We start from the raw sequence: 24,081 nt of genomic DNA on the forward strand, positions 1-24,081 counted from the left end.
TCTGCAGGCATGAAAAAACCGGCTGCGAGAGCCGGTTTTTGGCGATGGTTGCGGGGGCAGGATTTGAACCTGCGACCTCCGGGTTATGAGCCCGACGAGCTACCGGACTGCTCTACCCCGCGATCGATGAAGTAAATTATACCCGGTCCATGATGGAAGTCAAGCGATCGTTGCATTGCAAAGCGGCTAGTCCGTCATTCTGGTCGGTCCGTTCCAGCCAGGAGCACGGCCCATCGTATAATGCGCTGCCATGGTTGCTCGTTTCTTCGTTCCCAATCTCACGCCCGAGGCTGGTGCGCTGGTGTCGCTACCTGCGGAGGTGGCTCATCATGCCCTGCGCGTGCGGAGGTTACGCGCAGGAGCGCCCGTGGTGGTGTTCGATGGTCGGGGAGGGGAGTGGCGTGGGGTGCTGGAACCCATGGGGCGGGATGCAGCGCGGGTACGACTGGAAGCCTTCGAGCCCGTTTCGCGCGAGTTGCCTTTCTCCGTGACGCTTGGTCAGGCACTGCTACCGGCCGAGCGCATGGACTGGGCGATCCAGAAAGCGGTCGAACTCGGTGCTGCGCGCATCGTGCCGCTCGTGACGGCGCGCACTCAGACCGGTGGCGCGCTGGAGCGGGGAGCGCGCAAGCTGATGCATTGGCAGCGTGTCGCCGTGGCCGCGGTGCAGCAATGCGCCCGCACCGTGGTGCCGGAAGTGGCGCGGCCATGTCACTGGCGGGAATGGATCGAGGACGTGCGAACGAACCATCCCGAGGCGCACCGGTGGCTGCTCGCGCCGCAAGGGGTTCCCCTGTCCCGCCTTCCCCCACCCTCGAGGCCGGTGATCGTGCTCGTTGGCCCCGAGGGTGGCTGGAGCGCGGAGGAACTGAGCGAGGCGGAACGGATCGGCGTTGAGCGCATCGGCTTGGGGCCGCGGATCCTGCGCAGCGAAACCGCCGCGGCTGCGGTGCTGGCGATGATGCAAGCCCTGTGGGGAGAGCGTTGATGTTCGAGAATGTGGAATTGGGCCATCGCCTCGACAAGGAGACCTATCGCCAGCGCTCGGAAGCCGTGCGTCTGCAGTTGCTCGATCTGGAATACCGCCTGGTGCAGGAGCGCGCTTTCGCCACGCTGATTCTCATCAACGGGGTCGACAAAGCGGGCAAGGGCGAGACGATGAATCTGCTCAATTCCTGGCTCGATCCGCGCCATCTCGACAGCCACGCGATCGACCGCCCGAGCTCCGAAGAGGAAGAGCGGCCCTATATGTGGCGTTTCTGGCGCCGTTTGCCGCCACGCGGGCGCATCGGGGTCTTCTTCGACAACTGGTACGCCGAAATCATCGAGGATCGGGCTACGGGCCGAAGCAAGCGCGCCGTCTTCGAAGCAGCGCTCGAGCGGGTGCGCCGTTTCGAGGAAATGCTGGTAGCCGAGGGCGTATTGTTGCTGAAGCTGTGGTTTCACATTTCGGCCAAGGAGTTGAAACGTCGTTTGGAGAAACTCTCCAAGGACGAGCGCACCAGCTGGCGCGTGAGGGAGTCCGATTGGCGTTATCTCGAACACTACGACGACTATGCCCAGACGGCGGCCGCGGCCATTCGGCATACGAGCACCGGCGTGGTGCCTTGGGTATTGGTCGATGGGGCCGACGATCGTTATCGGGCGGTGTTCGTGGGTGAAACGCTCGCCGGTGCCTGGCAGCGCAAGTTCGAAGCGATCGAGCGCGGGGAGGTGGGCGTGCCGCCCCTCGTCCTCGTGCCGGATCTCGAAGAACGCCCCAACGCCGTGAGTGCGCTCATCCTCGATCAGCCGATGAAGAAGAAAGCGTACAAACGTCAGCTGGAGCATCTACGGGGGCGCTTCGATGCGCTCGTGCGCGACGCGCGTTTCGCCAAGCGCAGCCTGGTGGTGGTCTTCGAGGGGATGGACGCAGCCGGCAAGGGCGGGGTAATCCGGCGCGTAACCGCGGCGCTCGACGTGCGGCGCTACCAGGTGGTGCCGATCGCCGCGCCCACCGACGAAGAACTGGCCCAGCCCTATCTCTGGCGTTTCTGGCGCCGCATGCCAGGGTACGGCCGGGTGGTGATCTTCGATCGCTCTTGGTATGGGCGCGTGCTCGTCGAACGGGTCGAAGGTTTATGCGCGCCGGCCGACTGGATGCGGGCCTATGCCGAGATCAACGATTTCGAGGAAGAGCTGATCGAGAATGGGGCGGTGGTGGTGAAGTTCTGGCTGGCGATCGATTTGGAGGAGCAGTTGCGACGGTTTCGTGAGCGCGAATCCGATCCTTTGAAACGGCACAAGATTACGCCGGAAGATTGGCGCAACCGGGAGAAATGGCCGCAGTACGAACTGGCGGTGAGCGATATGATCGAGCGCACGAGCACCGAGATCGCACCTTGGACGTTGGTCGAGGCGAACAACAAGTACTATGCCCGGGTGAAGGTGCTACGAACTTTGTGTGATCGACTCGAGGCGTCGTTGTGAATGGAGGCAGACAGATGAGTAAAGCGGCGGGCTCGGGATCGCAGTATGACCAACCGGGCGAACGCATCCCCGAAGCGCCTCATCCCGTGTCGCTGCAAGACGGCTCGGCCGCGGCCTTCGTCGGCTGGATGCGCCACTCCGCGCCTTACATCCACGCATTTGGCGGCAAGACTTTCGTGATCGCCTTCGACGGCGAAGTGGCCCAGGGCGAGCGCATGCAGCGGCTCGCCTATGATTGCAACCTGCTCGCAGCGCTGGGGATACGCCTGGTGCTGGTGCATGGCGCTCGACCCCAGATCGACGCCGAGATGGCGCGCCGTGGCTTGACGCCGGTGTTCCACAAGGACCTGCGGGTGACCGACGCGGCCGCGCTCGAATGCGTCAAAGCGGCGATGATGGTCACGCGCGTCGAGATCGAGGCCAAGCTCTCGCAAGGACTACCCAACACGCCCATGGCGGGTAGTTACATGCGGGTGACGGGAGGGAATTTCATCACTGCCCGGCCGCTGGGGGTGATCGACGGGGTGGATTTTCAATATACCGGGGCGGTGCGCCGGGTGATCGGCAAGGAGATCGTCGCCGACCTGGAGCAGGAAAACGTCGTCCTCATCACGCCGCTCGCGCCTTCACCTTCGGGCGAGATCTTCAACATCACGATGGAGGAAGTCGCCACCGAGGTGGCGGTGGCGATCGGCGCGGAGAAACTCGTCTTTTTGTGCGACGCGCCGGGTCTGCTGGATGCACAGGGCAAACTCGTCTCGTCGGTGACGGCGGATGCGGCCGCCCGGGCGCTCGCCGAGGGCACGGGACTTACCGAGGACCTGCACCTCTATCTGCCGCGGGCGATCGAAGCGGTACGCCGCGGCGTGGGCCGGGCGCATCTCATCGACCGTGACCTCGATGGCGGCCTCCTGCTCGAATTCTTCACCCATTCCGGCGTGGGGACGCTCATCACCCGCGATCCAATTTTTCGTTTCCGTGACGCGCGCCCCGAGGACGTCGCGGCGCTCGTTGCGCTCATCGCGCCGATGGAGGCCGACGGCACCTTGGTGCGCCGCAGCCGTGAGTTGCTGGAAAAGGAAATCGAGCGTTTCGTGCTCGTGGAGTACGACGGCGTGGTCGTGGGTTCTGCCGCCATCTATCCTTTCAGCGAGGAGAACGCGGCAGAATTGGCCTGCCTGGCGGTGGCCCCGGAATTTCGCCGCGCCGGCATCGGGGAGGAGCTGCTCCGGCGCATCGAGGCACGTGCCCGCGCCATGGGGCTAGAGCGGCTCTATGTGCTCACCACGCGCACGGCGCATTGGTTCCTCGAGCGGGGTTTTCGCGAGGTGGGACCCGAGGCGCTCCCTCGGCGCAAACGCGAGCTCTACAATTATCAGCGCCGCTCGAAGGTGTTCGTCAAAGAGTTACAGTAAACGGGAAAGGAGAGCCGATGACAAGGACGGTCTTTTGCGTCAAGCTGGGTCGGGAAGCCGAGGGGCTGGAACGGCCGCCGCTGCCGGGTGTGCTCGGCAAGCGCATCTTCGAGAACGTCTCCAAGGAGGCGTGGCAGGAATGGCAGCGTTATCAAACGATGCTCATCAACGAAAATCGTCTGAACCTGATGGAACCGGCTGCGCGCAAGTATCTGCAGGAGCAGATGGAACGCTATTTCTTCGGCGATGGAGCCGACGAGATCGCCGGCTATGTGCCGCCGAATCGTGGAGGGTGACCCGTAATCCGCGTGCGGCTGCACGGCGGCGTTTCTCGGCGCCCGGGCACTTGCGATCCAGGCGGTAGGTTTCGCGCCCCATCGGACGATGGGTGCCTTGCCCTGCAAGCGCTCGCGATGCGGTGGGTTTTCGGTGCGGCCGGTGCGGCTTACTCGGGTTCGGGTTTGGCCTCGGGGGTGTAGCGGATGTCGCGCCCCTCGACGAGATAGACCACTTGCTCGATCACGTTCTTCGCGTGATCGCCCACGCGCTCGAGCGATTTGGCGATGAAGACGAGCTCCAGCGAATGCGAGATCGTGCGCGGGTCTTCCATCATGTAGGTGACGAGCTCGCGCAGGATGGCCTTGAACATCGCATCCACCGTTCGATCATCGGCGAGGATCTCGGACGCATGGCTGTCGTCGAGGCGGGCATAGGCATCGAGCGAGGCGTGTAGCATGGCCAGCGTCGTGCGCGTGATGAGCTCGAGCTCGACCGTGGGCGTAAAGGCGGGGTAGGATTGATAGAGGCGGATGCCGCTCTTGGCGATCTTCTTCGCCTCGTCGCCGATGCGCTCGAGATCTTTGCTGATCTGCAGCGAGGAGATGACCAGACGCAGATCATTGGCTGCCGGTGCATTGCGCACGATCAGCTGTACGCTCTGCTCGAAGACGCGCCGGTCTTCGGCATTGATCGAGCGCTCGGTTTGCAGCACTTCGTCGAAGAGGGCCTGATCGCCTTTGCGTATGCCCTCGATGGCTTTGGCGACCTGTTGTTCGACGGTTCGGCCCATCTCGAGCACGGTCTGGCGCAGCTGGTTGAGCTCGCGGTCGTAAGGCCGGAAGGTGTGTTCTTCCATCGTCTTCTTCATGGCGTCCTTGCGGTGGTGATCGTCATTATCAAGGGAGAACGTTACCGTTTCGTGACGTTGGCGCGTTCACGGCGTTGTACGCCCTCGCCGGTGGCGAGCAGCAGAACGTCGGCACGCCGGTGGGCAAAAATGCCGTTGGTGACGACGCCGGGGATGTCGTTGAGCGCCGTCTCGAGCGCATCCGGGTCGTCGATGACGAGGCCGTGCACGTCGAGGATGGCATTTCCGTTGTCGGTGACGAAGCCGACGCGTCGGCGCGGCTCACCGCCGAGTTCGCGCAGTCGGCGTGCGACGAGCCGTTCGGCCATGGGAATGACTTCGATGGGCAGGGGAAAGCGGCCCAGCCGCTCGACGAGCTTGCGTTCGTCGCAGATGCACACGAATCGCTCGGCCATGGCGGCGACGATCTTCTCGCGGGTGAGTGCGCCGCCGCCGCCCTTGATCATGGCAAAGGCGGGGTCGATCTCGTCGGCGCCGTCGACGTAGAGCGGCACCGTATCGAGTTCGGTAGCATCGAGCACGGGAATGCCGTAGCGGCGCAGCCGCTCGGTGGTGGCCTCCGAGCTGGAGACGGCCCCGCGTATGCGTTTGCCGCTGCGCACGAGCGCATCGATGAAGCAATTGACGGTAGAGCCGGTGCCCACCCCGAGGAAGATTCCTTCGGGGACTTCGGCCACGGCGGCCTCACCGGCCAGGCGCTTCAATTCGTCGGCGTGCGTCATTGGCATCAGCGCAGGCTCGCGGCGTAGTCGGCCAGCGCCTCGATCTCGGTATCGGTGAGCTTGTTGGCGATCTGGCGCATCATTTGCTCGGGATCGTTGGCGCGTTGCTGCTCGCGGAAGGCTTTGAGCTGCAAGACGACGTAATCAGGGGTTTGACCGGAGAGCCTGGGGTAGAGGCTGGGGATGCCGGCTCCATTGTTACCGTGGCAACCCGAACAGGCGGGTACGGCCTTGTCGGGAAGGCCATGGTGCCAGATTCGCTGACCGAGGGCGAGCGTTTCCTGCGCCTTGGGTTCGGCGGGCTGCAGGGGTTGCTGGGCGAAATACTGGGCCAGACCCAGCATTTCTTCCTTGGAATATGCCATGACCATCGCGTTCATCGTGGCGTTTTCCCGAGCGGGGGGTTTGTCGTCCCACGCTTTGAAATCGAGGAGCTGCTTGTAGAGATACTCGGGATGTTGGCCCGCGAGTTTGGGATATTCCGGCATCAGCGGCGTATTGCCGTCTGGTCCGTGGCAGGAAGCGCACAAGGTGGTGACGATTTCCTGCACCTGTTCCGGAGCCACGGGTTCGGCGGCATGGAGTAGGCTGGAGGCTGCGAGCGCGGTGAGCACGATGGAACGCTTGAGCATAGGGATCCTCGGCACGATGGATGGGAATTCGGAAATTTTGCTATTCTATCGCATCTCTCCATTTTGCGCAGGCTTGCCTGCCTCTCTTTCCATGCCCCTTTTTCGCCATGCCGAGTTCGTCACCTCGATCGCCAAGCCTGCAGGGTTGCCGGTAGCCAAAGGGCCGGAGATCGCCTTCGTTGGTCGCTCCAATGCCGGAAAATCCAGTGCGATCAATGCCTTGGTCGGGCATACGCGACTGGCCTACGTTTCGAAAACGCCTGGGCGCACTCAGTTACTCAACCTTTTTCGCACTCCTGCCGGCCTCTACCTGGTGGATTTGCCGGGATTCGGATTCGCCAAAGTACCCGAGGCGGTGCGTCGCGGCTGGGCGGATTTGATCGAACGTTACCTGCACGAGCGCGAGGCGCTCGTGGGCCTGATCCACATCATGGACGTGCGCCATCCGCTCACGGCCCTCGATCGGCAATTGCTCGACTGGTTCTTGCCCAGCGGCAAACCGGTGCATGTCCTCCTCACCAAAGCGGACAAGCTCTCGCACGGGGCAAGAACGGCGACGCTCGCCCAGGTGCGCCGTGCCTTGGCGCCATGGTCGGGCCAGGTCACGGTGCAGCTCTTTTCGGCGCTTCGCAAGCAGGGCGTGGAAGAGGTGGAAACCGTAGTAGGAGGCTGGCTCACGGGTATTTTGCTCGAGCCGGACGGAGCACATATCTAATTTGGATAAAAAGAGGCCCGAACGCAGGGGGCGTGTTCGGGCCATCAACCCGGCGAGAACCGCCGGGGTCCCGCTCAACTGGGAGAGTTCATGCAGGGCGGCGTCGAGCCAATGAAGTAGAAAGTTTTCACGAGCGGAAGTTCCCGCCGCTGCGGGAATGCTGACGAGGAGCGAATGATGCAGTTTTTCGGTAGGTTTCCCACGACGCGCATGCGGCGCATGCGGCGCGACGAGTTTTCCCGACGCTTGATGCGCGAACACGTGCTCACGGCAGACGATCTGATCCTGCCGGTGTTCGTGCTCGAGGGGGAAAACCGCGAGGAGGCGGTGCCTTCCATGCCGGGGGTGAAGCGCCTGTCGATCGACCGTTTGCTTGCGCTCGCCGAAGAATCGGTCGGGCTGGGCATCCCGGCGCTCGCCCTCTTTCCCGTGATCCCGCCGGAGCTCAAAACCCCGGGAGCGGAGGAGGCGTGGAATCCGGCGGGTCTGGTGCCGCGGGCAGTGCGGGCGCTGAAACAGCGCTTTCCCCAGCTCGGGGTGATCACCGACGTGGCGCTCGACCCCTACACGAGCCATGGACAGGATGGACTGATCGCGCCGGACGATCCGCGCGGCTACGTGATGAACGACGAGACGGTGGCCGCCCTCGTGCGCCAGGCGCTGTGTCATGCGCACGCCGGCGCCGACATGGTGGCGCCCTCCGACATGATGGACGGGCGCATCGGCGCGATCCGCCACGCGCTCGACGAACAGGGGCTCATCCACGTGCGCATCCTCGCCTATTCGGCGAAATACGCTTCGTCCTTCTACGGGCCGTTTCGCGATGCCGTGGGCTCGGCGGCCAATCTCGGGAAGGGCAGCAAGGCGACCTACCAGATGGATCCGGCCAACAGCGACGAGGCACTGCGCGAGGTGGCGCTCGATCTCGACGAGGGAGCCGACATCGTGATGGTCAAGCCGGGCATGCCGTACCTCGACGTGATCCGCCGGGTCAAGGAGACCTTCGGCGTGCCGACCTTCGCCTATCAGGTGAGCGGCGAGTACGCCATGCTCAAGGCCGCTTTCGCCCACGGCTGGCTCGACGAGCAGGCGGCGATGATGGAGTCGCTCCTTGCCTTCAAGCGCGCCGGAGCCGATGCCATCCTCACCTATTTCGCGCTAGAGGCGGCGCGGCTGCTCGCGCGACGCTGAGGCGACGCTCAGGGGCGGCGGTGCACGCGAATCACCGCGCGCCCGTCGGGCAGCGTCTTGGGCGCGGCTTTCCATGCGTGGCCAAAGACGAGCTCGACGGTGATGGGAATCGTGCCGTCGGCCTCGCGCCGCATCTCCAGCGCGGCGAGCGCCCGCTGCCATTGCACCTTGCCGGTGAGGGTGCGGCGGCGGTCGCGGCGCGCGTTCGTCGCGCCACTCGCGCGCAGATCCTGCCACAGGCGTGCCGGGTCACGGTAGCGCAGGGTGAGCATCTGCATGTCCATCACCGGATCGGCGAAACCCGCGGCCATGAGCAGATCGCCCACGTCGTGCATGTCGAGGAAAGGATGCACCGCGGTGGGGCCGAGCACCTCGCGCAGTTCGCGCAGCGTGTCGGGGCCGACGGTGGCGAAAAACACCGTGCCGCCCACGGCGAGCACGCGCTGCCATTCTGCGAGCGCGGCGAGCGGTTCGGCAAGCCAGTGTAGCAACAGGTTCGACCAGAGAAAATCGACGCTGCCGGTGGCGAGCGGCAGCGCGTGCGCGTCGGCCACGATGCCCTTGGTCGGTTCGCGCCGCACCAGCCGGCTGAGCCAGGAGGGGCGGGGAGCAAGGTGCGCGAGCCGCGCCGGGGCGAAGTCGACGGCGATCGCCTCGGCCTGGGGATAGCGTGCACGCAGCGCCGGCAAATCGTTTCCGCCGCCGAGATCGAGCACGCGCCGCGGAGTGATGCGCAGGTAGTCGAGCCGCTCGAGCAGGCGCTGGGCCGTTTCTTCGGCCAGAAAACGATGTTGAGGGTAAGCCGGGGCCGTGCGCTCGGCGCGGCGGCGAATCAGGGCGGAATCGAGGTCGGGGCCCAGCGGGGTCGAGGTATCGGGCATGGTGCAGGGGGAGGAAATGAATCTGCCGGATTTTACGCTGCTCGTCGATTTTTTCCTGCCGTCGCACTGCGGCGTGTGCGGTCTGGGGACGACGGTGCGGGGCGTGTGCGCATCCTGCCGAGCCGAATTCGATCCCTGGACGCAGGAGGCGGCCTGCGGACGTTGCGGCGATCGTCTGACGGAGGACGAGCGTGAAGGAATCTGCGCCGAATGTGCGCTGGATCCGCCATTCTTTGACGCCGTGCGTGCGGGGTTCTGGTACGCGCCGCCGCTCGATGCCCTGATCCAGCGCTTCAAGTATGGTGGAGATCTGCGCCTGGGGCACGCCCTGGCGCGGGCCTTGGCGCAGGAGCGGTCCTCTCCGCCGGTGGTCGACGTCCTCGTGCCCGTGCCGCTCGCACGCCAGCGGCTGCGCTCGCGCGGTTTCAATCAGGCGGCGGTGCTCGCCCGTGATCTGGGTGCCGCATGGCACGTGCCGGTTCTGCTCGAAACAGTGCAGCGTCGGCGCGAGACGCTGCATCAGGCCCGTCTGCACGCCGCGGCGAGGCGCGAGAACTTGCGCAGTGCCTTTGCCGTGGATCGGGTGCAGGGGATCGCCGGCAGACGGGTGGGCGTGGTCGATGACGTGCTCACCACGGGGGCGACGCTGAACGCTCTGGCCGCGGTCTTGCGGGAATGCGGCGCGGCTGTGGTCCAGGGAATCGTGCTGGCACGGGCGCTTTCGCCGGCCCGTCGGAGTCGATGACGAACATGTTCGAGATCGTTCTTTTCCGGCCGGAGATCGCGCCCAATACCGGCAACGTGATCCGGCTTGCCGCAAATACGGGGGCGCGACTGCATCTGGTGCGGCCGCTGGGCTTCGTGCTCGAAGACAAGGGGCTGCGACGGGCGGGGCTCGATTATCACGACCTCGCGCGGGTGGTGGTGCACGAGGATTGGGCGGCGTGCCGCGCTTGGTTGGGCGCGCGTCGCCGTTTCCTGCTGACGACCAAAGGCGCACGGTGCTATGCGGACGTGGCGTTCGCGCCAGGGGACGTCTTCGTCTTCGGTTCCGAGACGCGTGGCGTGCCCGACGAGGTGGCGGCGGAATTCGCCGAGGAGGCGCGCCTGCGCATTCCCATGTTGCCGGGCAACCGCAGTCTCAATCTGTCGAACGCCGTCGCGCTCGTCGTCTACGAGGCCTGGCGGCAGCAGGGATTTTCGGGCGGAGGGTGAGGAGGGTCAAACGCGCTCGAACTTCGGATCGCGCGCGAGCAAGGTCTCGAGGACATCCTCGGCGCTGATCTCCGGTTCGAAGAGCAGACGATGGACGGCCTCGGCGATGGGCAGTTCGATACCGTGGCGGTGGGCGAGCGCTACTGCGGCGCGGGTGGTGGGCACGCCTTCGGCGACGTGCCCCAGTTCGGCGAGGATTTCCGCTAGCGGTTTGCCGGTGGCGAGCATGAGCCCGACGCGGCGATTGCGCGAGAGCTGCCCGGTGGTGGTGAGGATCAGATCGCCCATGCCCGCCAGACCCATCAAGGTTTCGTCACGTCCGCCGAGCGCGCGGGCGAGGCGGGTAATTTCGGCCAAGCCGCGTGTAATCAAGGCGGCACGGGCATTGAGCCCGCAGCCCAGACCATCGGCTACGCCCGCGGCGATGGCGATGACGTTTTTGAGCGCTCCGCCCACCTCGGCCCCGACCACGTCGTCGTGGGCGTAGAGGCGCAAGCGCGGCTGGTGCAGCTGTTCGACCCAATGTTTGGCCCAGTGGGCGTCGGCGGCGGCAAGCACCATGGCGGTGGGCAAGTTGCGCGCCACTTCCAGGGCGAAACTGGGGCCAGTGAGCACGCCCGCCCGTGGCGGAGGCAGGCTCGCGGGCCAAGATTCGGCGACGATGCGGTGCGGCAGTGCCAGGCGCTCGGGGTCGATGCCCTTGCAGGCCCAGAGAAAGGGCAGATTCGGGCGCTCGCGGGCGAGCGCTGCCACGGTGGCCCCGAGCCCCGCGAGCGGCGTGACGATCAGAGCGAGATCCGCCCCTGCGAGTGCCTCGGAAAAATTTGCCGTGACGCGCACTTCTTCAGGGAGCGTCACATCGGGCAGATAACGGTGATTGTGGCGTTCGCGCGCCATCAGCTCAGCCTGGACGGGATCGCGGCACCACAGGCGGACGTGGTGACGTTGCGCCATGGCGACGGCGAGTGCCGTGCCCCAGGCGCCGGCGCCGAGTACGGCCAAGCGCATCACGGCCCCCATACGGCGCTGCGGGAGATGAATCCGCGCAGGGAGCCATGAGCGACTTCGACCCAGCCGTCGTGCGTGGCTAAGAGTGAGAGCACGACGTTACGCTCGACTTCGAAGACGATTGCCGCCTCAGGGTCGGGCGCAGAGCGGACTTCGGCCCGATCGACGGTGACGATCACGGTACGACGAGGGTCGAGATTGGCCGAGGGTACCCAGTAGAGTCCCCCGTCGGCGTCTCGGATCTGGGCCCATTCGCCCTGGTCTCGGATCAATTCGACGGGGGTTCCGGGCAATAAGTAAAACACGGGCACCGGTTCCTCGGGGGCGAGGTAGGCCGGGGTGTGGGTGGTGACGCTCCGGTACGGGATACCCTGGGCCAACGCGACGGGCAGCCATAAGGCCAGGGCGACGAGCAAGCCCCAATGGACGAGCTCGTCGAGGAAAGAATGGTTTCTGGGACCGGGCATCGATGCGTTCATGCCGAATTCACTGCAGTGGCGTTTGGCTTTCGCCTGCACGAGCGAGTTCGGCTTGTTGTTTCTGTTGGGCGTAGAGCGCTTCGAAATTGACCGGTGCAAGGATCACCGGTTGGAATCCGGCGCGTAGCGACGCGGAGGTAACGACCTCGCGTGCGTAGGGATAGAGCAGGCTGGGGCAGGCGACGAAGAGCAGCGGTTCGAGGTTTTCTTCCGGCACGTTGCGGATCTGGAAGATGCCGGCTTGTGCCACTTCGATGAGGAAGAGCGTTTTGTCCTGGCCGATCTTGGCGGTGACGGTGACGGTGAGCCTGACGTCGAAGAATCCTTCGTCGAGGCGCGTGGCGGCAGTGGCCAGTTGCACGTCGATGTTGGGCGTCTCGCGCTCGAGGAAACATTGCGGCGCATTGGGAACCTCGATCGAGAGGTCGCGCACGTAGAGTTTTTCGACGCTGAAGACGGGCTGGTCGGAGGTTTGCGTTGCGTTGGTGTCGCTCATGGCTGGGATCCGAAAAGAAAAAATCAGGAGGAGGGAATGCCTTGCAGCAGGGCATCGAGTTTGCCCTGGCGCTCGAGTTCGTAGAGATCGTCGCAGCCGCCGACGTGCGTCTCGCCGATGAAGATCTGCGGGACGGTGCGCCGACCGGTGAGGCGGATCATCTCGTCGCGTTGCTCGGGATCGCGGTCGATCAGGATCTTTTCGATTTCGCTCACCCCTTTACGGCGCAGCAGCTGCTCGGCCCGGACGCAGTAGGGGCAGACCTGGCTCGCATACATGCGTACTCTGGGGGACCCGCTCATTTCTTCTTCCTTTGAGTCTCGCTTTCTAGAGGCAGCCCGGCTTTCTGCCAGGCAGCGATGCCGCCTTCGAGATTATAGACGTGCGGAAAACCGGCGGCGCGCAGTTTCTTGCAGGCGGTGGCCGAGCGCAGGCCGCTATCACAATAAAGGATGAGGTGGCGTGAGCGCAAGGCTTCGAGTTTGCGATCTTCAGGGATGCGATCGGCGGGGATCGAGATCGCATTGGGCAAATGCCCTTTGCGATAATCGGCTTCGGGACGGATGTCGATCAGGACGGCATCTTGACGGTTCACCATGATGACGGCCTGAGCGGGAGTGACGCGGCTGGTGTCGGTGGCACTGCGTATCGTCTCGATGAGCCACCACAGGCCGCTTGCCAACGCGAGCAAGGCCCAATGCCAGTTTTGCACGAGAAATTCCTGCAACATTGCCTCCTTTCACGACGGGATAGGACGACGCACGGGCGACGGCTGCGATAAAATGCTCGGCTCGATCGTGATGTGCATCTGCCGTCGCCAGAGCGTCGATCGAGGTGTCCAATCATATCAGAGGATGATCATGTACAAGATCGTGCTGTTGCGTCATGGCGAGTCCGTGTGGAACAAGGAGAATCGTTTCACGGGCTGGACCGACGTCGATCTCACCGAGAAAGGCGTCGAAGAGGCGCGCGCGGCCGGGCGTCTGCTGCGCGAGCAGGGATTCGCCTTCGATCGGGCGTTTACCTCGGTGCTGAAACGGGCGAACAAGACGCTCAACATCGTGCTCGAAGAACTCGATCAGCTATGGTTGCCGGTGGAGCATTCCTGGCGGCTCAACGAGCGTCACTACGGTGCGCTGCAGGGGCTGGACAAGGCCGAGACGGCGGCCAAATACGGCGACGAGCAGGTGCTGCTGTGGCGCCGCTCCTACGATGTTCCGCCGCCGCCGTTGCCCGAGGGTGATCCGCGCATTACCGCCGACGATCCGCGCTACCGCGATCTGCCCAAGGCCGAGTTTCCCCGCACCGAATGCCTCAAGGATACGGTGGCGCGCTTCGTGCCCTACTGGCAGACGGTGATCGTGCCGCGCATTCTCGCCGGGGAACGTATCCTCATCGCGGCGCATGGCAACAGCCTGCGTGCGCTCATCAAGTATCTCGACGAGGTGTCGGACCAGGACATCGTCGGGCTCAACATTCCCACGGCTCAGCCCCTCGTCTATGAGCTGGACGAGAGCTGCCGGCCGCTCAAGAGCTATTACCTCGCCGACGAGGAGACGATCAAGGCGCAGCAGGCGGCCGTGGCGGCGCAAGGGCGCGCGAAAAAGTGAAGGGCACCGGGCGGACGACGCGTCGATGAACGTCCGGAGGGTTGCGGCAAGGCTGATCGGGTTCGCGTGGTTCGTCCCTTTCGGCTGGCTCGCGCATCCGGTCGGGACGTGGGCGGATGAGGGGTTGGGGGAGAAACGCTCCGAGCTCCAGAGTCTGCAGCAGGAGATGCAGCGTATCGATCGTGAGGTGCGTCAGACCGAGGACAAAAGACGGCAGATCGAAGCGAAGCTGAAAGAATCGGAGCGTGCGGCCAACGCCTCGGCGCGCAAACTGGAGCGCTTGCGCACCGAAGAGGCGACCCTGTCGGCGCGGATCGCCGAAAACGAGGCGACATTGGCGGAGCTGGAGCGCTCGATTGCGCAGCATCAACAGGAAATGGCCGCCTGGGCAAGGGCGTATTACCGCCAGCAGCGCCCACTCGATCCGCTCCTTTCGAGCGAAGATCCCGCCGAAGTGGGGCGGCGCGTGCATTACCTGCAGATCCTGGCCGCCGACCGGGCCCGGCGTATCGCCGCCTTGCGTGAGCAGCAATCCCGTGCAGTGGTGCTGAGCAGAGAACTCGAACGCCGTCGGGAGCGTTTGGCACGAGTCCAGGAAGAAACGGCCCGAGAGGCCGAGCGCTGGCAGGTGCTGGCGCAGGAGCGGCGGCAGTTGCGTGAGGCGTTGGCGCAACAGGTTCAGGCGGCCAAGGATCGCAAGCGCGAGATCGAGGCGGATGCTGCCGCACTCACCCGCCTGGTGCGTCAGCTGGAAGCTCAGGAACGCGCTCGGCGCGAGGAAGCCCAGCGCCGGGAAAGGTTGCGACGTGAGGAGGAAGCTCGGCAGGCACGCGAGCGGCTTGCGTCCAAACCGATGGCGCGGGATGCAGAAAGCGGACCAGCCGCCGAAGGGACGCGGGGGCGTACGGCCCAAACCACGGCCCGGGTCCTCGCCGATGAGTCTGCTGCGGGGCAACCGCTCTCGGGCTTGCGCGGGCGCTTGGGCTGGCCGACCGAAGGTGGGGTGCAGGGGCGATTCGGCGCGGCCCGCCCCGAAGGTGGAACCTGGCGAGGACTGTTCATCGCCACCGATGCCGGGCAGCCCGTGCGGGCCGTGGCCGATGGGGTGGTCGCCCACGCCGATTGGATGCGCGGTTATGGTAATCTGATCATCCTCGACCATGGGGGTGGCTATCTCACCGTCTATGCCAACGTCGACTCGATGTTGTACGAACCGCAACAGCGGGTAAAAGCCGGAGAGACGATCGCCACCACGGGATCGAGCGGTAACATGGGACGCTCGGGGTTATACTTCGAAATCAGGCATAATGGCGAACCGCAGGATCCACTGCGTTGGATCCGGCGGTGATACACTCGGGTGCCTCGAAAAACCGTCACGAGCGGTTGCAGAGCAAGGAGCCCGGCGCACGGAATGCAAGACCCATCGAATGGAAGGGCGAGCAACCGAGCATCGGAGCACCGTGCCATGCAGCCAGGCAGTAGGTCATTCGAGGCTCCCACTCGATCGAGGTGAGTCGAATGCGACGCTGGATTAGTCGGATTTCCCTGTTGGTGGTTGGAATCGTGGGCGGGGCGTTGCTCACGTTCAATTTCTCGGCTTTGGCGGAGCGTAACGCCACTTCCGCTTTGCCCCTGGAGGACCTGAGGGCGTTTGCCGAGGTCTATGATGCAGTCAAGAAGGCATACGTCGAGCCGGTAGAGGATCAAAAGCTCATCAGCGAAGCGATCCGGGGCATGGTGAGCGGCCTGGATCCCCATTCGGCCTATCTCGATCCGGAAGAATACCAGGAGCTGCAGGTCGGCACCCAAGGCGAGTTCGGTGGCCTGGGAATCGAAGTCGGCATGGAAGATGGCTTCGTCAAAGTGGTCTCGCCGATCGAGGATACTCCGGCGTTTCGTGCCGGGATCAAGTCGGGTGACCTGATCGTGAAAATCGACGAGACGCCAGTCAAGGGGATGAGCTTGCGCGATGCGGTCAAACGCATGCGGGGCAAACCCGGTACCAAGGTGACGCTCACGATCGTACGCGAGCAGGTCGACAAGCCCATCGTGCTCACGATCACGCGCGAGGTGATCACCGTGCGCAGCGTCAGGAGTACGCGTGACGATACCATTGCCTACGTGCGCATCACCCAATTCCAAGAAAACACGGGCCCCATGCTCGTCGAGCACCTGAGCAAGCTGCGCCAGGAAGGGGCGGTCGATGGGTTGATCCTCGATCTGCGTAACGATCCGGGTGGGTTGCTCAACGCGGCGATCGGGGTGTCCGGTGCCTTCCTGCCCGAGGATGCCGTAGTGGTCAGGACCGAGGGGCGTTTGCCGGATTCACGGCGCGAATACCGCGTGCGTCCCTCGGACTATCTGCGTGGGCCGCGGGAGCGCGATTATCTTGCCAATTTGCCAATGGAATATAGAACCTTGCCGATGGTGGTCTTGATCAATGCAGGCTCCGCCTCGGCCTCCGAGATCGTGGCCGGAGCGCTGCAGGACCATGGTCGGGCGAAGATCTTCGGAACGCGCTCGTTCGGCAAGGGTTCGGTGCAAACCATTCTCCCGCTCAACAACGGCGCAGCGCTCAAGCTGACCACCGCGCTTTACTATACGCCGAACGGCCGTTCCATCCAGGCCAAAGGCATCGAGCCGGATTTCGTCGTCGAGGAAACCGAGAATGGATCGGTTCGTGCGCTGCGTGAGGCCGATCTGCAGCAGCATCTCGAGCTCGATCGCGATGGGGTCAGACGTGCTCCCGCGGGACGCTCGGAGGGTGTGGGTACTGGTGCCGACGAAGGATCGACTTCGCCCGAAGCATCGAGTCTGCCTCCCCGATTCGAGTTTGGTTCGAGCGAAGATCGTCAATATCAGGCAGCGCTGAAGTGGTTGCGCGAAGGGGTCGTACCCGCTTCGGTGAGCGCCGAACCATCTGGCGCCGTGAGCAAGCAGGGCGAAAAAGCGCCCCTGAAGTGAGAACGATGGATGACGCGGCGCTGCTGCGCTACAGCCGACATCTGCTCCTGCCCGAGATCGGCATCGAAGGGCAGGAGCGCATCGGACAGGGCAAGGTATTGATCGTCGGAGCGGGCGGTCTGGGTTGCCCGGCGGCATGGTATCTCGTCTCGGCCGGCATCGGCCGGCTGTTTATCGCCGATGATGATGTGGTCGACGAGACCAATCTGCAGCGCCAGATGCTCTACGACGCGACCTCGGTCGGTCAGCCCAAGGTGCTGGCGGCGCGGGCGGCGCTCGCACGGGTCAATCCACTGGTCGAGGTCGTCCCGTTGCAGGCGCGGCTCGAAGGGGATCGCCTGGCGCAGGCGGTGGCAGAGGTCGATCTGGTGCTCGATTGCAGCGACAACTTTTCCACGCGCCACGCCGTCAACCGCGCATGTGTAGCGGCGGGAAAACCGCTTTTTTCCGGCTCGGCGATTCGTTTCTCGGGACAGATCGCCGTGTTCGACCGGATAGGGCAGGGTGGGGCGTGCTACCGCTGCCTTTTCCCCGAAGAGGCCGAGGACGAGGAGCTGCGCTGTGCCGTGATGGGCGTGTTCGCGCCGCTCACCGGTCTCATCGGCACGGCGCTTGCCGCCGAGGCGATCAAGTGGCTCGCGGGCCTGGGGGCGGCGCTTTCCGACCGGCTCGTGCTCTTCGATGCCTTGACGATGCAGTGGCGCACCTTGAACGTGGCGCGCGACCCTTCATGTCCGGTCTGCGGGGCGCAGGCGCAGGCGTAGGTCTTCACCGAGGCGTTTCGTTTCTTGCAGGCGAAAGCGGGGCGCTAGAGCGAGCGTGGCCGGTTCGGGCAGCGCAAAGAGACCGCGCGCGCCATTACCCAACACGCAAGGGGCGGCGTAGTGCAGCCATTCGTCGACGAGACCGGTGGCAAGGAACGCGGCGTTCGCCGTCGCACCGGCTTCGATCAAAACTTCGTTGATGTCGTGCGCTCCTAGCCACTGCGCGAGCGCTTCGAGTGCGACACGCCCGTCGGCGTCGGCCGGCAGCCGGATGATGCGATGCCCCAGGGCTTCGAGGCGGGCGCGTTTCTCCACGTCTTCCCGCACCGTGAAAATCCACACCGGTTCGCCTTGCAGCAGGCGGGCGGATTCGAGCAGGCGCAGGCGGCTGTCGAGCACGGCGCGGCGCGGCGTGCGTCGGCAGGGGACGTGGCGCACTGTGAGCTCGGGATCGTCGGCGAGCACGGTGGCGATCGTCGTGAGCACGAGGCAGGAGCGGGCGCGCCAGCGGTGGACATCGCGCCGGGCGGCTTCGCCCGTGATCCAGCGGCTGCGCCCGTCGGCGAGTGCCGTGCGCCCGTCGAGCGTGGCGGCGGTCTTCAGGCGAAACCAGGGGCGGCCCTGGGTCATACGGGTGAGAAAACCCCGGTTGAGCTCGGCGGATTCCGCGGCGCACAGCCCGACGTCGACGGGGATGCCGGCCTCGCGCAGTCGTTCGATCCCTTTGCCGGCCACGCGGGGATTGGGGTCTTGCAGGGCGATGACGACACGCCCTACGCCGGCGGCGATGAGGGCGTCGGCACAGGGCGGAGTGCGGCCGTGATGGCTGCAGGGTTCGAGCGTGACGTAGCACGTGGCGCCGCGTGCGGCCGCTCCGGCCTGGCGCAGGGCGTGGATCTCGGCGTGCGGCTCGCCGGCGCGCTCGTGCCATCCTTCGCCGAGCAGCCGTCCGTCGGGGGAGACGATGACGCAACCGACGCGCGGATTGGGCGTGGTGGTCTCCAGCCCCTTGCGCGCGAGCCGTAGCGCCCGGCGCATCCAGTACGGGTCGTCAGGAACGGACGAGGTCGGCGGCATCGTCGTCGGTGTTCTTCTCGCTGCGCTTGCGTCGGGCGCTCGCCTGCACGTCGCGGATGAGCTCGGCGAACTTGCCGACGTCCTCGAAGTTGAGGTAGACCGAAGCGAAGCGCACGTAGGCGACTTTGTCGAGGCGCTTCAAGGCTTCCATCACCATTTCGCCGATCATGGTACTGGGGACTTCGCTCGCGCCGCTCGACAAGAGCTCCGCTTCGATGCGCTCGATCGTGTGTTCGATCGTCTCGGCGGGCACGGGGCGCTTGCGCAAGGCCAGCCGCAGACTGGCGGCGAGCTTTTCCCGATCGAAGTCCTCGCGCGAGCCGTCGCGCTTGACGACGACCGGGGGCTTGAGGTCGACCCGCTCATAGGTGGTGAAACGGCGCTGGCAGTTGGCGCAGCGGCGACGGCGGCGCACGACGCTGCCGTCTTCGCCCTCACGCGTGTCGAGCACCTGGGTGTCCGTGTCACCACAAAAAGGGCATTTCATCGCGGAGGAAAATCAAGGCTCGTAGACGGGGAAACGGCGGCAGAGATCGGCCACTTGTTCCCGTACTCGGGCGAGCACGGTTTCGTCGTTGGGCGCTTCGAGCACGTCGGCGATGAGGTGCGCCACCCGTTCGGCTTCGAGTTCGCTGAACCCGCGGGTGGTCATGGCCGGGGTGCCGATGCGGATGCCCGAGGTGACCATGGGTTTTTCCGGGTCGTTGGGAATGGCGTTCTTGTTGACCGTGATGTGGGCCCGCCCCAGCGCCGCTTCGGCGTCCTTGCCGGTGACGCCCTTGGGACGCAGGTCGACGAGGAAGAGGTGCGACTCGGTGCGCCCGGAGACGATGCGCAGCCCCCGCTCTTCCCCCAGCACGCGCGCCATGACCTGGGCGTTGAGCACGACCTGTTCCTGATAGCGCTTGAATTCGGGACTCATGGCCTCCTTGAAGGCCACGGCCTTCGCAGCGATGACGTGCACGAGCGGGCCGCCCTGCAGACCGGGGAAGATGGCGGAGTTGATCGCCTTTTCGTGCTCGGCTTTCATGAGGATGACGCCGCCGCGCGGCCCGCGCAGCGTTTTGTGCGTGGTGGAGGTGACGACGTCGGCGTGCGGTACGGGATTGGGATAGAAACCGGCGGCGATGAGACCGGCGTAGTGGGCCATGTCGACCCAGAAGATCGCTCCCACATCGCGGGCGACCTTGGCGAAACGCTCCCAGTCGATGCGCAGAGAATAGGCCGAGGCCCCGGCGACGATGATCTTGGGTTTGTGTTCGTGGGCCAGCCGCTCCATGCGGTCGTAGTCGATCTCCTCGCGTTCGTCGAGCCCGTAGGCGACGACGTTGAACCATTTGCCCGAGAGGTTGAGCGGCATGCCGTGCGTGAGGTGCCCTCCTTCGGCCAGGCTCATGCCCATGATGGTGTCGCCGGGCTTGGCGAAGGCCATGAGCACCGCCTGATTGGCCTGTGAGCCCGAGTGGGGCTGCACGTTGGCCGCTTCCGCGCCGAAGAGTTTCTTCAGCCGCTCGATGGCCAGCCGCTCGATGACGTCGACGTGTTCGCAACCGCCGTAGTAGCGCTTGCCGGGATAACCCTCGGCGTACTTGTTGGTGAGCTGCGAGCCCTGCGCCTGCATGACGGCATAGGAGACGTAGTTTTCGGAGGCGATGAGTTCGATGTGCTCTTCCTGCCGGCGGTTTTCGGCTTCGATCGCGGCGAAGAGCTCCGGGTCGACCTGGGCGAGGCCATCGGCTTTGCGGAACATGGGGGGACTCCGTCGGGGTTCGGAAACGGGAAATTCTAGCATGGGGCGCCACGATCACATGGCGGCGATCTCGTCGCGCGCCGGCGCTTCGAGGTGAGAGGTCTCGGCCCAGGCGAGGAGCTCGCGCGTTCGCCCCCAACGTACCCACGACAGGCCGCAGTTGGGGATGGGGAAGTCGCGCTTGCGCTCGAGCGGCAGTCCCTCGACGTGCCGACGCACGGCATCGAGCACGCCGCCGTGGGTGACGATGAGCACGGCTTCGCCGCGATGGGCGCGGGCGAGTTCGTCGAGCGTGCGGCCGATGCGGGCGAACGTTTCGCTGAGCGCTTCGCCGCCGACCGGTCGATAGTGAGGGTCTCGGCTCGCGTAGCGGGCATAACCATGAGGATCGAGCCGTTCGGCTTCTTCGGGCAAGAGCCCCTGGAAGTGGCCGCAGTGTCGCTCGCGCAGGCCCGGATGGGGCTGAAGGGGCGCATCTGCGCCGAGGATGAGGCGGGCGGTTTCGAGGGTACGCGCGAGGTCGCTCGCGTAGTGCGCGGCAAAGGGGATTCCGACAAGGGCACGGCGCACGGCCAGCGCCTGGCGGCGACCGGTGTCGTTGAGCGGCACGTCGAGATGCCCCTGGATGCGCTTCTCGCGGTTCCAGTCGGTTTCGCCGTGGCGAACCAAACAAAAGAGCGCGTCGTCGCCATCGGGCAACGGAAAAGGGAGTGTTCGTTTCATTTTATACGAGGGTTTCGATCACGTCGGGATGGGAGAGGAAGGCGCGAGGACTTGCGCTCGCGCCGTAAGCACCAGATTGATAGACCACGAAGAGATCACCAGGTTCGGCCGGCGGTAACGGCACCTCTTGGGCGAGGATGTCGAGGGGGGTGCACAGCGGCCCAACCACGGTGACCCGTTCGCTCGCCGGCAGGTGCATCTTGTTGCCGATCGCCACGGGGTAGTTTTTGCGGATCACTTGACCGAAGTTGCCGCTCGCGGCCAGATGCTGGTGCAGGCCGCCGTCGACCACGAGAAACGTCGTGTCGCGCGAGCGTTTCTTGTCGAGCACGCGGCAGACGTAGAGACCCGCTTCGCCTACGAGGTAGCGCCCCAGTTCGATGACGAGTTCGGTCGCGGGCAGGAGACGGTGCAGCTCGGCGGCGAGCGCGCGCAGGTTTTCGCCCACCGGTTCAAGCGCGAGGGGCTGCTCGCCGGGAAAATAAGGGATGCCGAAGCCGCCGCCGAGGTTGAGCCAGCGCGGCGGTGCAGGCAGCTGCTCGGCAAGCCGGACGAGGCGCTCGAAGGCGGCGCGCTGCACGGCCACGAGCGCTGCGGCATCCAGGATCTGCGAGCCGGCGTAGAGGTGCAACCCCTCGAGGGCAAGGCCGGCGGCATGCAGAGATTCGAGTATGACCGGGGCGCGCTCGAGGTCGATGCCGAAGGGTTTGGCCCCGCCACCCATCTTCATGCCGGCGCGCTTGAGCTCGAAATCGGGATTGAGCCGCAGCGCGAGGTGCGGTGCGATGCCGAGCGACTCGGCGTGGGCGAGCACGCGCGACAGTTCGCGTTCGGATTCGAGGGTGATCGTGATCCCTGCGGCCAGCGCTTGGCGCAGCTCTTCGTCGCGCTTGCCTGGACCGGCGAAGGCGATGCGCTCCGGCGCCATGCCGCAGTCGAGCGCAAGCGCCATCTCGCCGGCGGAAGCTACGTCGAAACCGTCGGTCTCGCGGGCGAGCAGCGCCACGAGCGGCGGGAAGGGGTTGGCCTTGAGGGCGTAGTGCAGGCGCACCTCGGGGCCGATCGCCGCGCGCACGCGGGCCACGCGCGCGCGCACCCGGGCGCGGTCGTAGGCGTAGAAAGGCGTGCGGCCGACGCGCTCGGCGAGCCGGCTGAGCGGCAGGCCGCCCACGGTGAGCTCGCCGCGCGCGTCGACGGGAAACTCGCTCATCGGGGCGTGTTCCGGGGTCATGCGGGCACCTGGGTCTTGGCATGCCGGGCGAGCCGCTCGCGGATCGCCACCCGGTCGAGCTTGCCGTTGGGATTGCGCGGCAAGGGCTGCTCGGACACGAGGAAGACCTGCGGCATCTGGTAGGGCGGCAGGTGCTGGCGGCAATGGCGGCGTAGGGCCTCCAGATCGAGGGGGCCGCCCGCTGGCTGCAGCGCCACGGCGATGATCTGGCCGAGCCGCTCGTCTTCCAGCCCGCAGGCGCAGCACTCGCGCACGAGCCCGGAGGCGAGTAGCGCTTCTTCGATCTCGGTGGGACTGACGCGATAGCCGGAGGTTTTGATCATCTCGTCGCGCCGCCCCGCGAAATAGAGGTACCCTTCTTCGTCGAGCCAGCCGTAGTCGCCGGAGTAGACCGCCCACTGGCGCGCTGGCACCGGCGCCGGACGCGGATCGACGGCCGCAGGCAGCGGCCGGAAGCGCTCGGCGGTGCGCTCGGGGTCGTTCCAGTAGCCCTGCGCCACCAGGGGGCCGCGCTGCACGATTTCGCCGATTTCGCGCGGCGCGCACGGGGTCCCGTCCTCACGCAGCACGAAGATCTCGGTGTTGGGAATGGCGCGTCCGATCGAGTCGGGACGGCGGTCGATCTCTTCCGGCGGCAGGTAGGTGGCGCGGAAGGCTTCGGTGAGGCCGTACATCAAAAAGGGTTTGGCTTGGGGCGCAAGTGCACGCAGGCGCTCGAGCACGCGGCGGGGAAGTTTGCCGCCGGTATTGGCGAAGTAGCGCAGGTGGGCGGCGACAGGAGCCGGCCAGTCGAGCTCGGCGAGCGCCACCCACAGCGGCGGCACGGCGGTGAGCCCGGTGACGCGCTCGCGCTCCATGGTGCGCAGCACGTCCACGGGCAGCAGGTAGTTGAGCAGCACCACCCGCGCCCCGCTGCAGAAGGCCGTGGTGAGCTGGGAAAAACCCGCATCGAACGAGAGCGGCAGCGCCGCGAGCAGTACGTCGTCGGGAGAATTTTCCAGATAGCTCGCCACCGATTGGGCGCCGGCGACGAGATTGCGATGCGACAGCACCACCCCTTTTGGGCGTCCCGTGCTGCCGGAAGTGTAGAGGATGGCGGCGACGTCGTGCTCCGTGGCGGGCGGTGCGGCGAAGGTGCCGGCCTGCGCCAGGCACTCATGATAGGAACGGGCCTCGGGCGGCGTACTTTGTCCCGCTTCCTCCACGGCGAGCACGAGGGGTGCGATGTCTTCGGGCCAGGGCAAGAGAGTGCGCAGCCGCGTCGGGGCGGTGACGAGGCAGCGTGCGCCGCTGTCGCGCAGCAGATAGTGCACCTGCTCGGCCTTGAGGAGCGGATTGATCGGCACGAAGATGGCGCCGGCGGCGGCTGCGCCGAAACAGGCGATGACCGTCTCGGGTCGTTTGTCGAGCCAGACGGCGACACGATCGCCGCGCCGAATACCCAGCGATTGCAGCGCCGCGGCGCAGCGTTCGATCTCCCGCGCGAGTCGGGCGTACGTGAGATGTTCGTTGCCGGAAGTGAGCGCCCGCGCTTCGGGGCGACGTTCGGCGTGGTACCGTGGCAGATGCCACAGCAGGAGCGGTGGATGCAT

Annotated in this window: 27 protein-coding genes and 1 tRNA gene; 12 read left to right on the forward strand and 16 right to left on the reverse strand. The window is 65.5% G+C overall.

The features are described 5' to 3' along the window. Positions 1-45 precede the first annotated feature (45 nt). Positions 46-122: transfer RNA gene (locus EPD81_RS06215), tRNA-Met, on the reverse strand. A gap of 128 nt (positions 123-250) precedes the next feature. On the opposite strand from EPD81_RS06215, the gene EPD81_RS06220 reads away from it, so the two are divergent. The 4 genes from EPD81_RS06220 to EPD81_RS06235 are packed head-to-tail and all read left to right on the forward strand — an operon-like array spanning position 251 to position 4,180. Beyond that, entirely contained in the window at positions 251-988 is a 738-nt protein-coding gene (locus EPD81_RS06220; RefSeq protein WP_142804592.1) for a 16S rRNA (uracil(1498)-N(3))-methyltransferase, read from the forward strand. Beyond that, complete coding sequence (gene pap / locus EPD81_RS06225; protein ID WP_142804593.1) at positions 988-2,469, forward strand: polyphosphate:AMP phosphotransferase; 1,482 nt, start codon at positions 988-990, stop codon at positions 2,467-2,469. The genes EPD81_RS06220 and pap overlap by 1 nt, the downstream gene beginning before the upstream one ends. A gap of 14 nt (positions 2,470-2,483) precedes the next feature. Further along, positions 2,484-3,884: an amino-acid N-acetyltransferase gene (argA, locus tag EPD81_RS06230; protein WP_142804594.1), complete on the forward strand. Its 1,401-nt coding sequence runs from the start codon at positions 2,484-2,486 to the stop codon at positions 3,882-3,884. A 17-nt stretch (positions 3,885-3,901) separates the two neighbouring features. Next, on the forward strand, positions 3,902-4,180 hold the full coding sequence (locus tag EPD81_RS06235; RefSeq protein ID WP_142804595.1) for an oxidative damage protection protein: 279 nt from the start codon (positions 3,902-3,904) through the stop codon (positions 4,178-4,180). Between the two features lie 149 nt (positions 4,181-4,329). On the opposite strand, the gene phoU is transcribed toward EPD81_RS06235, so the two are convergent. From phoU to EPD81_RS06250, 3 genes are read right to left on the reverse strand one after another with little or no spacing between them, the layout of a single operon-like run. Next, positions 4,330-5,031 carry a phosphate signaling complex protein PhoU gene (gene phoU / locus EPD81_RS06240; RefSeq protein ID WP_221928800.1) on the reverse strand — a complete coding sequence of 234 codons (702 nt, stop codon included), beginning with the start codon at positions 5,029-5,031 and terminating at the stop codon, positions 4,330-4,332. 41 nt (positions 5,032-5,072) lie between these two features. Continuing rightward, on the reverse strand, positions 5,073-5,753 hold the full coding sequence (rpiA, locus tag EPD81_RS06245) for a ribose-5-phosphate isomerase RpiA (protein ID WP_142804672.1): 681 nt from the start codon (positions 5,751-5,753) through the stop codon (positions 5,073-5,075). A gap of 5 nt (positions 5,754-5,758) precedes the next feature. Then, positions 5,759-6,400, reverse strand: a complete 642-nt coding sequence (locus tag EPD81_RS06250; protein WP_221929245.1) for a cytochrome c — start codon at positions 6,398-6,400, stop codon at positions 5,759-5,761. A 76-nt stretch (positions 6,401-6,476) separates the two neighbouring features. Between EPD81_RS06250 and yihA the strand changes: the two genes are divergently transcribed. Together yihA and hemB are read left to right on the forward strand one after the other, a co-directional pair. After that, entirely contained in the window at positions 6,477-7,100 is a 624-nt protein-coding gene (gene yihA, locus EPD81_RS06255) for a ribosome biogenesis GTP-binding protein YihA/YsxC (RefSeq protein WP_142804597.1), read from the forward strand. A gap of 177 nt (positions 7,101-7,277) precedes the next feature. Continuing rightward, complete coding sequence (hemB, locus tag EPD81_RS06260; protein ID WP_142804673.1) at positions 7,278-8,291, forward strand: porphobilinogen synthase; 1,014 nt, start codon at positions 7,278-7,280, stop codon at positions 8,289-8,291. 8 nt (positions 8,292-8,299) lie between these two features. On the opposite strand, the gene EPD81_RS06265 is transcribed toward hemB, so the two are convergent. Next, positions 8,300-9,172: a methyltransferase domain-containing protein gene (locus tag EPD81_RS06265; RefSeq protein ID WP_142804598.1), complete on the reverse strand. Its 873-nt coding sequence runs from the start codon at positions 9,170-9,172 to the stop codon at positions 8,300-8,302. 16 nt (positions 9,173-9,188) lie between these two features. Between EPD81_RS06265 and EPD81_RS06270 the strand changes: the two genes are divergently transcribed. Both EPD81_RS06270 and EPD81_RS06275 read left to right on the forward strand, forming a co-directional pair. After that, positions 9,189-9,917, forward strand: a complete 729-nt coding sequence (locus EPD81_RS06270; protein ID WP_142804599.1) for a ComF family protein — start codon at positions 9,189-9,191, stop codon at positions 9,915-9,917. A gap of 5 nt (positions 9,918-9,922) precedes the next feature. Then, a complete protein-coding gene (locus EPD81_RS06275) occupies positions 9,923-10,387 on the forward strand; it encodes a tRNA (cytidine(34)-2'-O)-methyltransferase (RefSeq protein WP_142804674.1) in 465 nt (154 codons plus the stop codon). Positions 10,388-10,393: 6 nt separating this feature from the next. Here the strand turns inward: EPD81_RS06275 and EPD81_RS06280 are convergent, their stop codons facing one another. From EPD81_RS06280 to EPD81_RS06300, 5 genes are read right to left on the reverse strand one after another with little or no spacing between them, the layout of a single operon-like run. Next, entirely contained in the window at positions 10,394-11,407 is a 1,014-nt protein-coding gene (locus EPD81_RS06280) for an NAD(P)H-dependent glycerol-3-phosphate dehydrogenase (RefSeq protein WP_142804600.1), read from the reverse strand. After that, positions 11,395-11,862 carry an SH3 domain-containing protein gene (locus EPD81_RS06285; RefSeq protein ID WP_185955375.1) on the reverse strand — a complete coding sequence of 156 codons (468 nt, stop codon included), beginning with the start codon at positions 11,860-11,862 and terminating at the stop codon, positions 11,395-11,397. Before EPD81_RS06285 ends, EPD81_RS06280 begins: the two co-directional genes overlap by 13 nt. Positions 11,863-11,881: 19 nt before the next feature. After that, on the reverse strand, positions 11,882-12,370 hold the full coding sequence (gene secB / locus EPD81_RS06290) for a protein-export chaperone SecB (protein ID WP_142804602.1): 489 nt from the start codon (positions 12,368-12,370) through the stop codon (positions 11,882-11,884). 23 nt (positions 12,371-12,393) lie between these two features. Then, entirely contained in the window at positions 12,394-12,672 is a 279-nt protein-coding gene (gene grxC, locus EPD81_RS06295) for a glutaredoxin 3 (RefSeq protein WP_178086727.1), read from the reverse strand. Then, positions 12,669-13,100 carry a rhodanese-like domain-containing protein gene (locus tag EPD81_RS06300; RefSeq protein WP_142804603.1) on the reverse strand — a complete coding sequence of 144 codons (432 nt, stop codon included), beginning with the start codon at positions 13,098-13,100 and terminating at the stop codon, positions 12,669-12,671. The genes grxC and EPD81_RS06300 overlap by 4 nt, the downstream gene beginning before the upstream one ends. A 130-nt stretch (positions 13,101-13,230) precedes the next feature. On the opposite strand from EPD81_RS06300, the gene gpmA reads away from it, so the two are divergent. From gpmA to EPD81_RS06320, 4 genes are all read left to right on the forward strand, one after another. Beyond that, positions 13,231-13,980, forward strand: a complete 750-nt coding sequence (gene gpmA / locus EPD81_RS06305; protein ID WP_142804604.1) for a 2,3-diphosphoglycerate-dependent phosphoglycerate mutase — start codon at positions 13,231-13,233, stop codon at positions 13,978-13,980. Between the two features lie 25 nt (positions 13,981-14,005). Next, positions 14,006-15,328 (forward strand): murein hydrolase activator EnvC, encoded by a 1,323-nt coding sequence (locus EPD81_RS06310; RefSeq protein WP_185955376.1) that lies wholly within the window; start codon positions 14,006-14,008, stop codon positions 15,326-15,328. A 170-nt stretch (positions 15,329-15,498) separates the two neighbouring features. Beyond that, the gene (locus tag EPD81_RS06315) at positions 15,499-16,944 is read left to right on the forward strand and encodes a S41 family peptidase (protein ID WP_142804606.1); all 1,446 of its coding nucleotides are present in this window, start codon (positions 15,499-15,501) and stop codon (positions 16,942-16,944) included. A 5-nt stretch (positions 16,945-16,949) separates the two neighbouring features. Further along, positions 16,950-17,708, forward strand: coding sequence for a TOMM precursor leader peptide-binding protein (locus EPD81_RS06320; RefSeq protein WP_142804607.1), 759 nt, complete (start codon positions 16,950-16,952; stop codon positions 17,706-17,708). Here the strand turns inward: EPD81_RS06320 and ribD are convergent. Genes ribD through EPD81_RS06350 form a run of 6 tightly spaced genes read right to left on the reverse strand, consistent with a single transcriptional unit; the run spans position 17,673 to position 24,081 of the window. Beyond that, positions 17,673-18,785, reverse strand: coding sequence for a bifunctional diaminohydroxyphosphoribosylaminopyrimidine deaminase/5-amino-6-(5-phosphoribosylamino)uracil reductase RibD (gene ribD, locus EPD81_RS06325; RefSeq protein WP_255446494.1), 1,113 nt, complete (start codon positions 18,783-18,785; stop codon positions 17,673-17,675). The two genes, EPD81_RS06320 and ribD, sit on opposite strands and share 36 nt — an antisense overlap. Beyond that, on the reverse strand, positions 18,760-19,272 hold the full coding sequence (gene nrdR / locus EPD81_RS06330) for a transcriptional regulator NrdR (RefSeq protein WP_142804608.1): 513 nt from the start codon (positions 19,270-19,272) through the stop codon (positions 18,760-18,762). The genes ribD and nrdR overlap by 26 nt, the downstream gene beginning before the upstream one ends. 12 nt (positions 19,273-19,284) lie before the next feature. Then, positions 19,285-20,535, reverse strand: coding sequence for a serine hydroxymethyltransferase (gene glyA / locus EPD81_RS06335; protein ID WP_142804609.1), 1,251 nt, complete (start codon positions 20,533-20,535; stop codon positions 19,285-19,287). A gap of 54 nt (positions 20,536-20,589) precedes the next feature. Then, positions 20,590-21,258: a histidine phosphatase family protein gene (locus tag EPD81_RS06340; protein ID WP_142804610.1), complete on the reverse strand. Its 669-nt coding sequence runs from the start codon at positions 21,256-21,258 to the stop codon at positions 20,590-20,592. Between the two features lies 1 nt (position 21,259). Next, on the reverse strand, positions 21,260-22,489 hold the full coding sequence (locus EPD81_RS06345; RefSeq protein ID WP_142804611.1) for a pyridoxal-dependent decarboxylase, exosortase A system-associated: 1,230 nt from the start codon (positions 22,487-22,489) through the stop codon (positions 21,260-21,262). Then, positions 22,486-24,081, reverse strand: coding sequence for an acyl-CoA ligase (AMP-forming), exosortase A system-associated (locus EPD81_RS06350; RefSeq protein WP_142804612.1), 1,596 nt, complete (start codon positions 24,079-24,081; stop codon positions 22,486-22,488). The genes EPD81_RS06345 and EPD81_RS06350 overlap by 4 nt, the downstream gene beginning before the upstream one ends.

The organism is Tepidiphilus sp. J10 (assembly GCF_006980785.1).
Lineage (GTDB): Bacteria > Pseudomonadota > Gammaproteobacteria > Burkholderiales > Rhodocyclaceae > Tepidiphilus > Tepidiphilus olei.

Coding starts and splice junctions, on each gene's coding strand:
- EPD81_RS06310 (WP_185955376.1), top strand. CDS start 14,006: ATGAACGTCCGGAGGGTTGCGGCAAGGCTGATCGGGTTCGCGTGGTTC.
- phoU (WP_221928800.1), bottom strand. CDS start 5,031: ATGAAGAAGACGATGGAAGAACACACCTTCCGGCCTTACGACCGCGAG.
- EPD81_RS06350 (WP_142804612.1), bottom strand. CDS start 24,081: ATGCATCCACCGCTCCTGCTGTGGCATCTGCCACGGTACCACGCCGAA.
- pap (WP_142804593.1), top strand. CDS start 988: ATGTTCGAGAATGTGGAATTGGGCCATCGCCTCGACAAGGAGACCTAT.
- yihA (WP_142804597.1), top strand. CDS start 6,477: ATGCCCCTTTTTCGCCATGCCGAGTTCGTCACCTCGATCGCCAAGCCT.
- EPD81_RS06275 (WP_142804674.1), top strand. CDS start 9,923: ATGTTCGAGATCGTTCTTTTCCGGCCGGAGATCGCGCCCAATACCGGC.
- argA (WP_142804594.1), top strand. CDS start 2,484: ATGAGTAAAGCGGCGGGCTCGGGATCGCAGTATGACCAACCGGGCGAA.
- rpiA (WP_142804672.1), bottom strand. CDS start 5,753: ATGACGCACGCCGACGAATTGAAGCGCCTGGCCGGTGAGGCCGCCGTG.
- hemB (WP_142804673.1), top strand. CDS start 7,278: ATGCAGTTTTTCGGTAGGTTTCCCACGACGCGCATGCGGCGCATGCGG.
- EPD81_RS06320 (WP_142804607.1), top strand. CDS start 16,950: ATGGATGACGCGGCGCTGCTGCGCTACAGCCGACATCTGCTCCTGCCC.
- EPD81_RS06235 (WP_142804595.1), top strand. CDS start 3,902: ATGACAAGGACGGTCTTTTGCGTCAAGCTGGGTCGGGAAGCCGAGGGG.
- EPD81_RS06285 (WP_185955375.1), bottom strand. CDS start 11,862: ATGCCCGGTCCCAGAAACCATTCTTTCCTCGACGAGCTCGTCCATTGG.
- EPD81_RS06345 (WP_142804611.1), bottom strand. CDS start 22,489: ATGACCCCGGAACACGCCCCGATGAGCGAGTTTCCCGTCGACGCGCGC.
- EPD81_RS06270 (WP_142804599.1), top strand. CDS start 9,189: ATGAATCTGCCGGATTTTACGCTGCTCGTCGATTTTTTCCTGCCGTCG.
- EPD81_RS06340 (WP_142804610.1), bottom strand. CDS start 21,258: ATGAAACGAACACTCCCTTTTCCGTTGCCCGATGGCGACGACGCGCTC.
- ribD (WP_255446494.1), bottom strand. CDS start 18,785: ATGCCGCCGACCTCGTCCGTTCCTGACGACCCGTACTGGATGCGCCGG.
- gpmA (WP_142804604.1), top strand. CDS start 13,231: ATGTACAAGATCGTGCTGTTGCGTCATGGCGAGTCCGTGTGGAACAAG.
- EPD81_RS06300 (WP_142804603.1), bottom strand. CDS start 13,100: ATGTTGCAGGAATTTCTCGTGCAAAACTGGCATTGGGCCTTGCTCGCG.
- secB (WP_142804602.1), bottom strand. CDS start 12,370: ATGAGCGACACCAACGCAACGCAAACCTCCGACCAGCCCGTCTTCAGC.
- EPD81_RS06265 (WP_142804598.1), bottom strand. CDS start 9,172: ATGCCCGATACCTCGACCCCGCTGGGCCCCGACCTCGATTCCGCCCTG.
- EPD81_RS06220 (WP_142804592.1), top strand. CDS start 251: ATGGTTGCTCGTTTCTTCGTTCCCAATCTCACGCCCGAGGCTGGTGCG.
- EPD81_RS06280 (WP_142804600.1), bottom strand. CDS start 11,407: ATGGGGGCCGTGATGCGCTTGGCCGTACTCGGCGCCGGCGCCTGGGGC.
- glyA (WP_142804609.1), bottom strand. CDS start 20,535: ATGTTCCGCAAAGCCGATGGCCTCGCCCAGGTCGACCCGGAGCTCTTC.
- nrdR (WP_142804608.1), bottom strand. CDS start 19,272: ATGAAATGCCCTTTTTGTGGTGACACGGACACCCAGGTGCTCGACACG.
- grxC (WP_178086727.1), bottom strand. CDS start 12,672: ATGAGCGGGTCCCCCAGAGTACGCATGTATGCGAGCCAGGTCTGCCCC.
- EPD81_RS06315 (WP_142804606.1), top strand. CDS start 15,499: ATGCGACGCTGGATTAGTCGGATTTCCCTGTTGGTGGTTGGAATCGTG.